At 62.1% G+C, this 13,877-nt stretch carries 17 protein-coding genes; 10 read left to right on the top strand and 7 right to left on the bottom strand.

Going from position 1 to position 13,877, the window contains the following annotated elements; genetic code table 11:
• Positions 1-122: 122 nt before the first annotated feature.
• The 4 genes from PH551_RS01655 to PH551_RS01640 all read left to right on the top strand — a co-directional run bounded on the left by PH551_RS01655 (position 123) and on the right by PH551_RS01640 (position 3,485).
• Positions 123-602, top strand: a complete 480-nt coding sequence (locus PH551_RS01655; protein WP_085778718.1) for a carboxymuconolactone decarboxylase family protein — start codon at positions 123-125, stop codon at positions 600-602.
• A gap of 67 nt (positions 603-669) precedes the next feature.
• Positions 670-1,428 (top strand): SDR family oxidoreductase, encoded by a 759-nt coding sequence (locus tag PH551_RS01650; RefSeq protein WP_285191593.1) that lies wholly within the window; start codon positions 670-672, stop codon positions 1,426-1,428.
• 62 nt (positions 1,429-1,490) lie between these two features.
• Positions 1,491-1,907 (top strand): cupin domain-containing protein, encoded by a 417-nt coding sequence (locus PH551_RS01645; RefSeq protein WP_285191592.1) that lies wholly within the window; start codon positions 1,491-1,493, stop codon positions 1,905-1,907.
• Between the two features lie 96 nt (positions 1,908-2,003).
• Positions 2,004-3,485, top strand: a complete 1,482-nt coding sequence (locus PH551_RS01640) for a cyclic nucleotide-binding domain-containing protein (RefSeq protein ID WP_285191591.1) — start codon at positions 2,004-2,006, stop codon at positions 3,483-3,485.
• Here PH551_RS01640 and PH551_RS01635 read toward each other — a convergent pair whose 3' ends face one another.
• On the bottom strand, positions 3,486-3,974 hold the full coding sequence (locus PH551_RS01635) for an RrF2 family transcriptional regulator (protein ID WP_085778722.1): 489 nt from the start codon (positions 3,972-3,974) through the stop codon (positions 3,486-3,488).
• Between the two features lie 270 nt (positions 3,975-4,244).
• Here PH551_RS01635 and PH551_RS01630 point away from each other — a divergent pair, with 270 nt between their 5' ends.
• The 3 genes from PH551_RS01630 to PH551_RS01620 are packed head-to-tail and all read left to right on the top strand — an operon-like array spanning position 4,245 to position 5,936.
• On the top strand, positions 4,245-4,625 hold the full coding sequence (locus PH551_RS01630; protein ID WP_085778723.1) for a COG4315 family predicted lipoprotein: 381 nt from the start codon (positions 4,245-4,247) through the stop codon (positions 4,623-4,625).
• A gap of 16 nt (positions 4,626-4,641) precedes the next feature.
• Positions 4,642-5,157, top strand: coding sequence for an RNA polymerase sigma factor (locus PH551_RS01625; protein WP_085778724.1), 516 nt, complete (start codon positions 4,642-4,644; stop codon positions 5,155-5,157).
• Complete coding sequence (locus PH551_RS01620; protein WP_285191590.1) at positions 5,154-5,936, top strand: anti-sigma factor family protein; 783 nt, start codon at positions 5,154-5,156, stop codon at positions 5,934-5,936. Before PH551_RS01625 ends, PH551_RS01620 begins: the two co-directional genes overlap by 4 nt.
• Before the next feature lie 3 nt (positions 5,937-5,939).
• Here the strand turns inward: PH551_RS01620 and PH551_RS01615 are convergent, their stop codons facing one another.
• The 3 genes from PH551_RS01615 to nthA are packed head-to-tail and all read right to left on the bottom strand — an operon-like array spanning position 5,940 to position 7,619.
• Positions 5,940-6,311, bottom strand: a complete 372-nt coding sequence (locus PH551_RS01615; protein WP_285191589.1) for a nitrile hydratase accessory protein — start codon at positions 6,309-6,311, stop codon at positions 5,940-5,942.
• The gene (nthB, locus tag PH551_RS01610; protein WP_097598003.1) at positions 6,298-6,957 is read right to left on the bottom strand and encodes a nitrile hydratase subunit beta; all 660 of its coding nucleotides are present in this window, start codon (positions 6,955-6,957) and stop codon (positions 6,298-6,300) included. The genes PH551_RS01615 and nthB overlap by 14 nt, the downstream gene beginning before the upstream one ends.
• Positions 6,954-7,619 (bottom strand): nitrile hydratase subunit alpha, encoded by a 666-nt coding sequence (gene nthA, locus PH551_RS01605; protein WP_285191702.1) that lies wholly within the window; start codon positions 7,617-7,619, stop codon positions 6,954-6,956. The genes nthB and nthA overlap by 4 nt, the downstream gene beginning before the upstream one ends.
• A 186-nt stretch (positions 7,620-7,805) precedes the next feature.
• Here nthA and PH551_RS01600 point away from each other — a divergent pair, with 186 nt between their 5' ends.
• On the top strand, positions 7,806-9,077 hold the full coding sequence (locus PH551_RS01600; protein ID WP_285191588.1) for an SDR family oxidoreductase: 1,272 nt from the start codon (positions 7,806-7,808) through the stop codon (positions 9,075-9,077).
• Complete coding sequence (locus PH551_RS01595; protein ID WP_285191587.1) at positions 9,077-9,553, top strand: DUF2269 family protein; 477 nt, start codon at positions 9,077-9,079, stop codon at positions 9,551-9,553. The genes PH551_RS01600 and PH551_RS01595 overlap by 1 nt, the downstream gene beginning before the upstream one ends.
• On the opposite strand, the gene PH551_RS01590 is transcribed toward PH551_RS01595, so the two are convergent.
• Positions 9,545-10,138 (bottom strand): LysE family translocator, encoded by a 594-nt coding sequence (locus PH551_RS01590; RefSeq protein WP_085778731.1) that lies wholly within the window; start codon positions 10,136-10,138, stop codon positions 9,545-9,547. The genes PH551_RS01595 and PH551_RS01590 overlap by 9 nt on opposite strands.
• Before the next feature lie 151 nt (positions 10,139-10,289).
• Between PH551_RS01590 and PH551_RS01585 the strand changes: the two genes are divergently transcribed.
• Positions 10,290-11,138 (top strand): aldo/keto reductase, encoded by an 849-nt coding sequence (locus PH551_RS01585; RefSeq protein ID WP_285191586.1) that lies wholly within the window; start codon positions 10,290-10,292, stop codon positions 11,136-11,138.
• A gap of 125 nt (positions 11,139-11,263) precedes the next feature.
• On the opposite strand, the gene ilvN is transcribed toward PH551_RS01585, so the two are convergent.
• Positions 11,264-11,836 carry an acetolactate synthase small subunit gene (gene ilvN / locus PH551_RS01580; protein WP_011426035.1) on the bottom strand — a complete coding sequence of 191 codons (573 nt, stop codon included), beginning with the start codon at positions 11,834-11,836 and terminating at the stop codon, positions 11,264-11,266.
• Between the two features lie 23 nt (positions 11,837-11,859).
• Positions 11,860-13,650, bottom strand: a complete 1,791-nt coding sequence (locus PH551_RS01575; protein WP_097597997.1) for an acetolactate synthase 3 large subunit — start codon at positions 13,648-13,650, stop codon at positions 11,860-11,862.
• Positions 13,651-13,877 lie beyond the last annotated feature (227 nt).

The following is a 13,877-nucleotide window of genomic DNA, read 5'->3' as shown; positions in this document are numbered from 1 at the left end:
CTCATACTTTTGCGCATAGGCTTTATGCCGCCAGACTAAGCGAGAATGACTTTACAGTCCAGCAATTAAGGATATCTTTTATCCATAAGGATATTAAATGTCCTTAATTAGAGGAGAAAGACATGACCCAGCGATTGAACTACGCCCAGCAGTCACCCGAGCTCTTCAAGAAGTTCATGGAATTCAGCATGGCGCTCCGCAGCAGCGTGATCGACGAGAAGCTGCAGGCCCTGGTCGAGATCCGCGCTTCGCAGATCAACGGATGCGGCTTCTGCCTCGATATGCATGTGAAGCAGGCCAAAATCCTCGGCGAGAGTGAGCTCAGGATCTATCACGTCGCTATTTGGCGGGAATCGAACCTGTTCATTCCCCGCGAGCGCGCCGCGCTGGCCTGGACCGAAGCCCTGACGAAGCTGCCGGAGGGCGGCGTTCCCGACGAGATCTATGAGCGGGTTCGCGGCCAGCTTTCCGAAAAGGAAATCTCCGACCTGACCTTCGTGGTCATGGCAATCAATGCCTGGAACCGCGTCAATGTCGGCTTCAAGACTGTGCCCGGCACGGCCGACAAGGCCTACGGCCTCGATAAGGCTGGCCTGAACTAACCCTCGCAATTCATTGAGAAGATTCATTTTGACGCTGCCGCACCCCGGCAGCGAAAGGAGATCCGTTATGAAAATCGTTGTCATTGGCGGAACCGGTCTCATCGGTTCGAAAACCGTCGAGCGCCTGCGCAAGCGCGGCCATGAGGTGATTGCCGCCTCGCCGAACTCAGGCGTCAACACGATCACCGGAGAAGGACTGGCGGAAGCGCTTGCGGGCGCAGAGGTCGTGCTCGATCTTGCCAATTCACCCTCCTTCGAGGACAAGGCCGTGCTCGAATTCTTCGAGACCTCGGGACGCAATCTTCTCGGCGGCGAAAAGGCCGCTGGCGTCAAGCATCATGTCGCGCTGTCGGTCGTCGGCACTGAGCGCCTGCAGGAAAGCGGCTATTTCCGCGGCAAGCTCGCTCAGGAAAAGCTGATCAGGGCCTCGGGTATTCCCTATACCATCGTGCATTCGACGCAGTTCATGGAATTCCTGAACGGCATCGCCCAGTCCGGCACCGTCGGCCAGACGGTCCGCCTGTCGCCGGCCTATGTGCAGCCGATCGCCTCCGATGACGTTGCCGACGCCATGGCCGACGTGGCGCTCTCCGCCCCCGCCAACAAGACAATCGAGATATCGGGTCCCGAGCGCGCTCGCCTCAGCGATCTCGTCGCCAGCTATCTGAAAGCGATGAAGGACCCGAGGACTGTCGAGGCCGACGCCGAGGCGCGATATTTCGGCGCAAAGCTGAACGATCAGTCGCTCGTCTCCGACGACAATCCGCGGCTCGGTACGATCACCTTCGAAGAGTGGTTCGCAAAATCAGCCAGTCGAAGTGATTGACTTGCCTCAGGACGCGGTCGCTTGGGCGCGTCCTCTCCATCCCAGCAACACAGGAGATTCCCATGATCAGGACATCAATGCTCGCCGCCGCACTCGCCTTTCTCACAGCGACCGGTGGCGCCGCCCACGACAGCAGCAAATCCGCGAAGGTGACGCTCGTCTATGAGCACGAACTGCCGGACGTGCCGGGCAAGAGCATCAAGGGCGTGCTGGTCGAATACGGCCCGGGCGGCTTCTCCGAAGGCCATACCCACCCGGACTCGGCCTTCATCTACGCCACCGTGCTCGAAGGATCGATCCGCAGCCAGGTCAATGACGGCCCGGTCAAGGTCTATCAGGCCGGGGAAAGCTTCTCGGAAATGCCGGGCGACCGCCATGGCGTCAGCGCCAATGGCAGCGAGACAGAGCCCGCCCGCCTGCTCGCCGTCTTCGTCGTCGACACCGATCAGAAAGAACTGACTTTCCCGCTGAAAAAGTGAGTATTCGCTGACGGCCACCCGCGGAGAGCCGGCCGCTTTCGCGGGTGGCCGACACGCTGAATCATGTGCCGCCGCCCCTTCCGGAGACAGACAGAGATGAACTACGACGCGCTCTTCGGTAGGCCGCTGATGTCCCTGATCGTGGTCGGTTTTGCCGGCATCATTGTCTGGTATTTCCTCTCCAGTCAGCGGCCGACGACGCGGCTGGTGGTGCAGATCCTCTTCTTTGCGGTGATGACGCTGATCCTCGTCGGCAGCGGCATCGAACCGCATCGTTTCGGGGGGTATCAATCCGAGGACCCGCGAGCCCTACTCGTCATCCTGGCGAAATCGCTCTGGTGGGTCCATCTGGCATGGGCAGTCATCGGCTTCATCAGGCTCTATCTGGTGCTGGAGGGCAGCCCGCGTGAGGCCCGCCTGCTCCAGGATCTCGTCGTCGGCATCGTCTATATCGGCATCGCGCTCTCGATCCTCGCCTACGTCTTCGGCGTGCCGATCGGCACCCTCGTCGCGACATCAGGCGTGGTCGCCATCATTCTCGGCCTGGCGCTTCAGAACACGCTTGCCGACGTCTTTTCCGGCATCGCGCTGACGCTCGGCCGGCCTTATGTCATCGGCGACTGGATTCTGTTAAGCGACGGCACGGAAGGGCGCGTCGTCGAAAGCAACTGGCGCGCGACACACATCCTGACCGGCGCCAACAATGTCGTCGTCCTGCCCAACAGCTTCCTGGCGAAACTCGGCCTGACCAATGTCAGCCGGCCGGACGAGACCCATCTGCTGATCCTCACCGTCCGCATCGCCCCGACCCGGATGCCGGCATCGATCCGCCAGATCATGCTCGCCGCGCTCACGAGCTGCAATTCGATTGTCCGGGAGCCTGCGCCGGTCGTCGCGCTGAAAGGGCTGGATGCCACCGCACTCGAGGTCGAGCTGCTGTTTCGGGTGACGAGCCCCAGCCAGCGCGTGACGGCGCGAAACGAGGTACTCGATCTCGTCTATCGTCATTGCAAATCCGCCGGCCTGCTTCTGGCGGTTTCGCCCGCCGCCCATGTGCTGACCGCCGATCTGCCGACGGAAGAAAACGCCAGGCCGCCGACAGTCACGCCGCTTGCACTGATCGAAGCCATTCCGGTCTTTGCGACACTGACATCTGATGAAAAGCAGAAACTTGCTGAAACCACGACTCTCCGGCAGTTCCGCAAGGGCGATGTGATCGTGCGGGAGCGCGAAATGCTGCCCTCGCTGATGATGGTGCGCGCCGGCATCATCGTGGCGCGGCGCGAAGGCGAAGAGCGCGGGCGCTTCGCACCGGGCGATTTTTTCGGCGAGACAGGATTGCTCGTCGGCATGCAGGAAGTCTGCACCTTGGAGGCCTTGACCCCGGCGACGGTCTATGAAATCGACCAGGAAGCCTTCGCGCCGCTGCTCACCCGACGACCCGGTTTGGCCGAAGAAATCGCCGAAGCCCTCGCCGGCCGCGCCGAACGCTTCCGCGACAGCGCTGGCCTGCCTGCGGAACAGGTCCGCAACGCGCATGCCATCCTGAACACCATCAGAACCATCTTCAGGGCATGATCAGCCGGCGCGCTGGAGCACCCATTGGAACGTGTCTTGCCAGATGTCCGCCGGCACCTCCTCGGATAAGGTGCCGACAAGATCGGAGAGCCGGACGGCTCTCAACGTATTTCGCCAAGCCTCGTCGGCTTCCCACATGACGCGCGCAACCGGGCAAGGCTTACTGTCGCAATAGCCTGCCGGCCGGCACGGATTGTTCTCGCGGATATTCGTGCAGGTGAAGCTACGCGCCTTTCCCTCCACAGCCTCGACAATATCAAGGAAGTTGATCTCGGATGGGGATCTCGCAAGCCTGTAGCCCCCGCTCGGGCCGAGCGTGGTATCGACCAGGGAGGCCTGCGAAAGGCTTTGCAGCGCCTTGGAGAGATATTCCTTCGGCAGACCGTGAAGCTCGGCGAGCGCCTTGGTGGAGAGATACCTGCCCTCGGGCAGGCCCGCGAGAATGGCGCAGCAATGCAGCGCCCACTCGACCTGGCTTTTCAGGATCATTCAGCAACTCATAATGGCTGGTTCTGCGAACCAAATTAAGGATACAGGATATCCGCAAAGCTGCATGATGTAAATGACCGGCAGACAACGAAGATGTCCACCTTCGCCGAGCAGATCGCATCCCTCGCTTGTATTGTGCTCTCCGCGGCCTCTCTCCAGCCTCATCCTGAGCGCGCGAAAAACTTTCGCTCAGCCGGGAATAAAACCGCCTCGCCCCGTGTCTCATATCAGGTATCGCAGCATTGCGTGCCCAACCTGAGGAGAGACATCATGACATCCGTGAAATTCCTGTCCGTCGCGGCGGCAGCCGCGCTTGCCGCGACAGCTGCTTTCGCAGCCCCTCCCGTCAAGGAAGTCGAAACCGCCAAGGGCAAGGTGCTTGCCGGCGAAAATGGCATGACCCTCTACACCTTCAAGAAAGACGCCAAGGGCGTTTCCAACTGCAACGGCGATTGCGCCAAGAACTGGCCGCCGCTGATGGCCGCTTCCGATGCCAAGGCCGATGGTGCATATTCGATCATTGAACGCAAGGATGGTAAGAAGCAATGGGCCAAGGACGGCATGCCGCTTTATTACTGGGTCAAGGACAAGAAGGCCGGCGACATCACCGGCGACGGTGTCGGCGGCAACTGGGACCTCGCAAAACCTTGACGCCAAGGGAACCGGCGTGAAGATACCCGCACCGGAAACGTTCGAGGGCCAGATCCTGGCCCTCCTGCCCTCGCTCAGGCGCTATTCGCGCAGCCTGACGCGCTCGGATGCCGATGGCGAGGACCTGCTCCAGGACTGTGTCGAGAAGGTCCTGGCGCGCCGCGGCCAATGGCGCGGCCTCAACCTGCGCGGCTGGGTCCTGACCATCATGACCAATCTCTATCGCAACGGCCGGCGCGGCAAGGCGCGCGACGGCCTGGTCGAGCTCAATGCTGCGGAGGATATGGCAGCGCCCGAACCGCCGGCCGATCCGCTGGAGCGCGCCCGGCTCAACGATGCGCTGAACAGCCTTTCGGAGGAGCACCGCGCCGTGCTGATGCTCGTCGTCATCGAGGGCTATAGCTACAGCGAGGTCGCCGCCGCTCTCGATATCCCGATCGGCACCGTCATGTCGCGCCTGTCGCGCGCCCGCCGGCGCGTCGCCGAGCATCTGAAGGCCGATAACGTCATTACGCTTCGGAGACCGAAATGAACGAGACCAACCCGATCGTCACCGAAGCCGATCTCCACGCCTATGCCGACGGCCAGTTGCCGCAAAGCTCGCGGGCCCGCATCGAGACCTACCTCGCGGACAACCCGGACGAAGCGGCGATGATCGCCGAATGGCAGGCGCAGAACGCAGGCATCCGTTCCCTCTTTGCCGGGTACGAGAAGGCCAGGGACACTGATCCTCTGCTCGTTGCGCCCTCACGCGCGGTCGCACCCACGCGGAAGCGCTGGGCACTCGCCGCCGCGGCCCTCCTCGTTTTTGCGCTCGGCGCCGTCAGCGGGTATTATGGCCCGGCTCTTCTAGAAAAGCCGGAGCTGCAGCTTACCGGCTCAGAAACCTTCCCGAAACAGGCCGAGACCGCCTTTACCGTCTATGCCGCCGAGGTCCGTCATCCCGTCGAGGTCTTCGCCGACGAGGAAGCCCATCTCGCCACCTGGCTCGGCAAGCGCCTGGCGATCGAGAACCTCAAGATCCCGAACCTGCAGCCCCTCGGCTTCAAGCTGGTCGGCGGCCGCCTGCTGCCGGTCGACGGCCGGGCGGGCGCGATGTTCATGTACGAGAACCAGGCCGGCGAGCGCCTGACCGTCATGGTCGGCCGCAACAGGGAAAACCGCACGACGAGCTTCCGCTTCGCCTCATCGGGCAATCTCGAAACCTTCTACTGGATCGACGGCGAACTCGGTTATGCCGTCACCGGCGAAATCTCGCGCGAAGCGCTGCGCGCGGTGGCCGAGGAGTGCTATCGGCAGTTCCCGTCATGACGTTTAGCGCAGCGGATCGTTGGCAAGCTCGATCGGCTTGCCATGCGGCGTCGCTTCGGCCGCCCGCTGCCAGCTCTTCTGCAGGTCGAGGAGTAGGGATGCATCCGCCACGCCGCGACTGACCAGCAGGTCCGAGAGCGCCGCCACCCAGCAGTCGAAATAATCGCTGCCGTCCTCGGCTCGGCCTGGCTGATGCAATTCCCGCGAAAGGGTTTCGGCCCACTCGGCCCAGGAAAACAGCCCCTTCTCAAGCAGATGCACGGTTATGGCGAAGGCTTCAGCCGCCCAAGGTTCAGGGAAAACAGGATTACCCTCCGGCGACTTCGGTAAACCCGGCGGTTGCGAGAGCTTAGAGGGTATTTCACACACGCTCAAGATAGCTCTCCCATGCATCGATCGAGACCGTCAGCGACGGGTCGGCACCCTCACCCCAGAGCTCCGTGCCATCAAAGATGACGGTATAGAGCCATTGCGGGTTCTCGCCCTTGCCATGCGCATTGTCATCGGGAAAGACGAAGGAACCCTGCACCGCTTCGACGATGCCGGTCTTGGCCCTGGCATAACGGGGCAAGCGCGTATGGGTGGCCGGATTGAAATTCCTCGTCCGCACCGTCTCGCCGACCGCAAATATCGGCGCGGCCTCGACAGGACGATCGCATGGCCCGCCTTTCGCGAGAACCGCCTGTACCATCTCGGCCTTCAGCACCCGTTTCGGCGTCGCGCCCTCCTGCAGCTTGCGCCCAGACAGCAACTCCTCGCGCGTCGCAAAACCGTGCCGTTCGAGCAGCGTTTCGACGCCGCGGATCCAGATCTCGTAATAGCTGGCGGCAAGATAATCGGCCGGCGGAATATTTTCGCGGGCATGCCGGCTCTCATCGATCGTCCAGGCGCCGAAAGCGCCGCAGGAAAGCGTGATGCCGAGAGCCCGCTTCTCCCAGTCGGCATGGAAAGAGGGCTCATCCTTTTCAGGGGCGATAGGCCCGAAACCCATCTGCCCGCCGAGATCGTGGGGTCCGTTCATGGCAGAGCCTCCGGACTGCCGGCAGCTGAAATTTTCGAGCTGCCCGCGATCGCCGTCCCGATCATCGCATCGCGGCTGACGAGATCGGCCAATGAGGTCTCATCCAACCCTTCCGTGCCCGCCGGCCGCTCGGGGATTACGAGATAACGCAGCTCCGCCGTCGAATCCCAGACGCGGACCTTTTTCTCCGCAGGCAGCACCAGCCCAAATTCGGCCAGTACGCCGCGCGGATCGATGACGGCGCGCGAGCGATAGGCCGGAGCCTTGTACCAGACCGGCGGCAGGCCGAGCACCGACCAGGGATAACAGGAGCAGAGCGTGCAGACGATCAGGTTATGGGTGTCGGGCGTATTGAAGACGGCGCGCATATGCTCGCCCTGCCGGCCGGTAAACCCAAGGCTCGCAATCGCCGCCGTCGCATCGCGTTTCAGCCAGTCCGCGAATTCGGGGTTGCTCCATGCTTTCGCGACGACACGCGCACCGTTGCGCGGCCCCACCTTCCTCTCATAAGTCTCGACGATCGCATCGATTGCCCCCGGATCGATCAACCCCTTCTCCGTCAGCAGCGTCTCCAGCGCTTTGACGCGCGCCTGCATGTCGGAGTAGCGGTTGTCGTGGTGATTGTCGTAGTTGTGATGGTCGTCGTGATCATGGTCGTGCAATGCGATGTTCTCCCAAACGACAGATAGGATCTTCTCCCCGCTGGGGAGAAGGGGAATCATTGCAAGGCCCCGCCCTTCTCAAAGTATCGCCCGTGGAAAGCAGCGCAAACATCCCCTTTTCTATCACACCCCAAGCACCCGCCAACCCCTCCTATCCCCCTTAAACTTTTCCGCTAATCTCCAGCCATGAACATCCTGATTCTCGGCGCAACCGGCTTCATAGGCTCCGTCGTCGCGGCCCGGCTCGCGGCCGATGGGCATGCCGTGACCGGGCTCGGCCGCAATCCTGAGCGTGCGCGTTTGAAGCAGCCTGCGATAAACTGGCGGCGGGCCGATCTGTCCCGCATGACGAAGGCCGAGGACTGGGAGGATCTCCTGAAGGACCAGCATGCCGTCGTCAATTGCGCCGGCGCGCTGCAGGACGGCCTGTCGGATGATTTGGCAGCCACACAGGGAGATGCGATGCTGGCGCTCTATTCCGCTGCGAAACGCTCTCAGCCTTTGATGGTGCAGATATCGGCAAGGACGGCGGGCGCGGCCGGCGATCTGCCTTTCCTCGCCACCAAGCGGCGGGCCGATGAGGCGCTGGCGGCAAGCGGCCTGCCCCACCTCATCCTACGCCCTGCCCTCGTTCTCGGCCGCAATGCCCATGGCGGCTCGTCGCTCATCCGGGCGCTTGCCGCCTTCCCCTTGGCGCTGCCGCTCATCCACGCCGAAAGCGGGGTCGAAACCCTGTCGGTGGACGACGTGGCGGAAGCCGTGTCGCGGGCGGTTTCAGGCGATCTGCGCGGGGATATCGTTCTTGCCGCCGACGAGGTGCTGACGCTCGCCGATCTCGTGCGCCTTCACCGGCAATGGCTGGGCCTGCCGCCCGCCCGCGTCTTTTCGCTTGCTCCGCGGCTGGCGCAGCCCGTGACATGGCTCGCCGATGTCGCGGGCCTGCTCGGCTGGCGGTCGCCGCTGCGCTCGACGGCAATGACCGTCATGTCGGAAGGCATTAAAAGCGCGAAGGCGGAGAGCGGCCTTGCCGCGACATCAGCCGCGGCAACGCTTTCAGCCAATCCTTCCGGCGTGCAGGATCTCTGGTTCGCCCGGCTCTATCTGCTGAAGCCGCTCGTCATTTCGGGCCTGTCGGCCTTCTGGCTGCTCTCCGGCCTGATCCCGCTGCTGGCGGTGCAGAAGGCCTCCGCCCACTTCCTGCCCTTCATGCCGGACGCGGCCGCAACGGCGCTGACGCTTCTCACCTGCCTGATCGACATCGCGCTCGGCGCCGCAGTCCTTGTCCGCCCGCTTGCCAGACGCGCCCTTCTCGGCATGCTGGCCGTCTCATTGGCCTATCTCACTGGCGGCACACTTCTCGAACCCGCCTTCTGGCTCGATCCGCTCGGCCCCCTTGTCAAGGTGCTGCCATCGATCCTGCTGACGCTCACCGCGCTTGCCACCCTGGATGAACGCTGATGCTCGAGCAATGGCTGCTGCTTGCCCATGTGATCGGCGCAACCGTGCTCTTCGGCACCGGCGCCGGCATCGCCTTTTTCATGGTGATGGCGCACCGCACACGCGAGCCCGCGCTGATCGCCCATGTCGCCGCGACCGTCGTCATCGCCGACACCGTCTTCACGGCGACCGCCGCTCTTCTCCAACCGGTGAGTGGCTATCTCCTGGCGCGGTCGATCGGTTGGGACCTGTCGGAGGGCTGGATTGCGCTGTCACTGCTGCTTTATGTCGTCACCGGTCTGTTCTGGCTGCCGGTTGTCTGGATGCAGATCCGACTGCGCGACCTCGCCCGCGCCGCGGCAAGCTCGGGAAGCGCCCTGCCGCCGCACTATTACAGCCTCTACCGCATCTGGTTCGTTTTCGGCTTTCCGGCTTTCTCGGCCGTCCTCGGCATTTTCTGGCTGATGCTGACGAAACCGTCGATCGCTCTATTTTAGCATCGGCCAGAGGCTCGCCACCAGAAGCACGGCCATGCTGATATTGAACCACTTCAGCCGCACCGGATCGGAAAGCCATTCCCTGAGCGCCGAGCCGAAGCCTGCCCAGCTTGAGACGCTCGGCACGTTCACAACCGCGAAAGCCAGGCCGACGATCAACACGCTGACGAGATAAAGCTCCGGATTCGTATAGGTCGCCATTGCGGTGACCGCCATCACCCAGGCTTTCGGATTGATCCACTGGAAAGCCGCCGCCGAGACAAAGGACATTGGCGCCGCACCGCTCTTGCCTTCGCTGAGCGAACGCGACGAAGCGATTTTCCAGGCGATCCAGAGGAGATAGGCGCCGCCGGCGAATTTCAGCACGGTATAGAGCATCGGTATCGTGTGCAGCAGCGCACCGAGCCCGAGACCAACGGCAATGAGTAGCGAGAAGAAGCCGGCGCCGATGCCGAACATATGCGGGACAGTCCTGCGGAAGCCGAAATTCACGCCCGAAGCGAAAAGCATCATATTGTTCGGCCCCGGCGTGATCGACGTCGTAAAGGCGAAGAGAACGAGAGCGAGAAACGTATCCAGCGGCATGAAACCTCCCGAAGCCGGCTTTTCCAGCAGCCCGCTTTATTTAGGTCAGCATAACTGTCCTAAATCGCCGATACCATTACATCATTGTCATAGTGACAGGATTACTTGAAAGATAGCGGCGCAGCCCAATCTCCTGACCAGGATCAAAACCATGCAGGACGACCCTATCCCATCGATCACAATCCCGAACGGCGCGGAAGTGCCGGTGCTCGGCCAGGGAACCTGGGCCATGGGCGAGGATGCCGGCCATGCCAAGACCGAGATCGAAAGCCTCAGAGCCGGTATCGATCTAGGCATGACGCTGATCGATACCGCCGAAATGTATGGCGATGGTGGCGCCGAGGAAATCGTCGGCCAGGCGGTCAGGGGACGGCGCGACGAGGTCTTCATTGTCAGCAAGGTCTATCCTTGGAATGCCAGCCTGAAAGGCACGATCGAGGCTTGCGAACGCAGCCTCGAACGCCTCGGCACGGACCGCATCGATCTCTATCTCCTGCATTGGCGCGGCAACTATCCACTCGCCGAGACCGTCGCCGCCTTCGAAATGTTAAAGGTGTCAGGCAAGATCGGCGCCTGGGGCGTCTCCAACTTCGACACTGATGACATGGAGGAACTGCTTGGCGTGCCGGATGGCGTCAATGTCGCCGCCAACCAGGTGCTCTACAATCTCTCTCGCCGCGGCATTGAATTCGACCTCCTGCCATGGTGTCGAAGCCGCGGCATTCCCGTCATGGCCTATTCGCCGATCGAGCAGGGCCATATCCTCCATCATCCGGAACTGATCCACATCGCCAAGGCCTACCAGGCGACACCCGCCCAACTGGCGCTCGCCTTCCTGCTGAAACGCGACGGCGTCATCGCCATCCCGAAGACCTGGAATGCCGAACGTGTTCGCGAAAACCGCGACTGTGTCTCGCTTAATATCACCGACGACGATTGGGAAGCGCTCGACGCTGCCTTCCCGCCGCCGGCCGGGAAAAAGCCGCTGGAGATGCTGTGATCTACAGCGGCTGCCAGTCGGCTTCATCCACCTCGATGTTGCGTTTCGCACGTCCCCTCGCCGCGTTTACGGGAGAAGTAGGGTGAGGGGCAGCTAATCGGCACGGACTAACAGCGGTAGCAGGCTCACATCCCCTGCGCGCCACGGTTCATGGCAGCAATGCCGGTACGGCAGACTTCGATCAGGCCGAGCGGCTTCATGATCGCGATGAACTGGTCGATCTTGGAGGATTTGCCCGTTATCTCCAGAATGAAGTGATCGATCGTCGCGTCCACCACCTTGGCGTGGAAGGCATCGGCAAGCCGTAGCGTCTCGGCTCGCGTTTCGCCCTCGCCGATCACCTTGACCAACGCAACTTCCCGCTCGATCGGCCGGTCCTGACCGAGTTCGCGGGCCCGCACCGTCAGATCGACGACGCGGTGAACAGGGACGATGCGTTCGAGCTGCGCCTTGATCTGCTCCAGCACATGAGGCGTGCCGCGCGTTACGATGGTGATGCGGGACAGATGCGCCTGGTGCTCGGTCTCGGAGACCGTCAAGCTCTCGATATTATAGCCACGGCCGGAGAACAGGCCGATGACGCGGGCAAGGACGCCGGGCTCGTTGTCGACGAGAACCGAAAGTGTATGGCTCTCGACTGCGGTCGTTTCCGGAGAGATGAAATAGGCAGAGCCCGTGGGCTGAAGATGTGCGTTCATGGTCCTGGGTTCCTACCTTATCGTTATACGAGCTGACGGCCCTTGGCGTCGATCGCGTTGGCGACGGCTTCGTCGGTGGCTTCGTCGGGCAGCAGCATTTCATTATGCGCCTTGCCGGAGGGGATCATCGGGAAGCAGTTGGCGAGATTGGCGACGCGGCAATCGAAGATGACCGGCTTCTTGACTTCGATCATCTCGATAATGGCGTCGTCGAGCTCGTCCGGCTTTTCGCAGCGCAGTCCGACCGCACCATAGGCTTCCGCAAGCTTGACGAAATCGGGCATCGCTTCCGTATAGGAGTGCGACAGGCGGTTGCCGTGCAGCAGTTGCTGCCACTGTCGCACCATGCCCATATACTGGTTGTTCATGATGAAGATCTTGATCGGCGCGTCGTACTGGATCGCCGTCGACATTTCCTGAATGCACATCTGGATCGAGGCATCGCCGGCGATATCGATGACGAGGCTTTCGGGATGGGCGATCTGCACGCCGAGGGCCGCCGGCAGGCCGTAGCCCATCGTGCCGAGGCCTCCCGAGGTCATCCAGCGGTTCGGCTGTTCGAAGCCGAAGAACTGCGCGGCCCACATCTGGTGCTGGCCGACTTCGGTCGTGATGTAGGTGTCGCGGTCCTTGGTATGCGCATAGAGCCGCTCCAGCGCATATTGCGGCATGATCACATCGTTGCTCTTGGTATAAGCAAAGGAATTGCGCGCCCGCCAGCGGGCGATATCGCTCCACCAATCCTCGAGGCGGCCCTTCTCCGGCCTCTTCGGCAGCGCCCGCCACAGGCGGACCATGTCTTCGAGGACATGGCCGACATCTCCGCGGATGCCGATGTCGACGCGGACGTTCTTGTTGATCGAGGACGGATCGATATCGATATGGATCTTCTTCGAATTCGGCGAGAAGGCGTTGAGACGGCCGGTGATGCGGTCGTCGAAGCGGGCGCCGATGCAGACCATGACGTCGCAATCATGCATCGCCATGTTTGCTTCGTAGGAGCCGTGCATGCCGAGCATCTTCAGCCAGTTCTTGCCCGAAGCCGGATAGGCGCCGAGGCCCATCAGCGTCGAAGTGATCGGGAAATCGGTGAGCTCGACCAGCTCGCGCAGCAGCTTGGAGGCCTCGGGACCGGAATTGACGACGCCGCCGCCGGAATAGATGATCGGACGGCGCGCATTCGCCATCATCTCGATCGCCGCATGGATCTGGTTGAGGTCGCCCTGGATCTTCGGCTGGTAGCTCTTCTGGATCGCGTAATCGGCGGGCGGCGTGTAGGTGCCGGTCGCAAACTGCACGTCCTTCGGAATATCAACGACTACGGGGCCTGGACGGCCGGACTGGGCGATGCGGAAGGCCTCATGAATGATGGCGGCGAGCTGGTTGACGTCCTTGACCAGCCAGTTGTGCTTGGTGCAGGGCCGGGTGATGCCGACCGTGTCGCATTCCTGGAAGGCGTCGGAGCCGATCAATGGGGTCGGAACCTGGCCGGTCAGGCAGACGAGCGGGATCGAATCCATCAGCGCATCCTGCAGCGGCGTGACCGCATTGGTGGCGCCAGGACCAGAGGTCACCAGCATGACGCCGACCTTGCCTGTGGAGCGGGCGTAGCCTTCGGCCGCATGGCCGGCCCCCTGCTCGTGGCGAACGAGAATGTGCTTGATCTCGTCCTGCTGGAAGATCTCGTCATAGATCGGCAGAACCGCGCCGCCGGGATAGCCGAAGATATGTTCGACGCCGTTATCCTTCAGCGCCTTGAGAACGATCTCCGCTCCCGTCATCCGATTGCCTGCCGCCTGATTGTCCGTGCTCATCTGTGTCTGTTCCGTTTGATGCTGGATTTGCGTTTGTGGCCGGGAGCCCGATTTCGGGCACAAAAAAAGGCCCCGGAGGAGCCTGTCATCTAGCGCATGGGTGGCTGTCGCCGGATGGTCACACCATCCTGCCCATGCGCCTTCCCACCACGATAAGAGCCGTTGCGATTTTCATGGCCGGCAGTGATAGACAGAAAATTTCGCAGCGTCAACGCATGCCGCAATAA

The organism is Rhizobium atlanticum (genome assembly GCF_030182485.1).
GTDB lineage: Bacteria > Pseudomonadota > Alphaproteobacteria > Rhizobiales > Rhizobiaceae > Rhizobium.
This window is presented reverse-complemented; position numbering and strand designations above follow the sequence as displayed.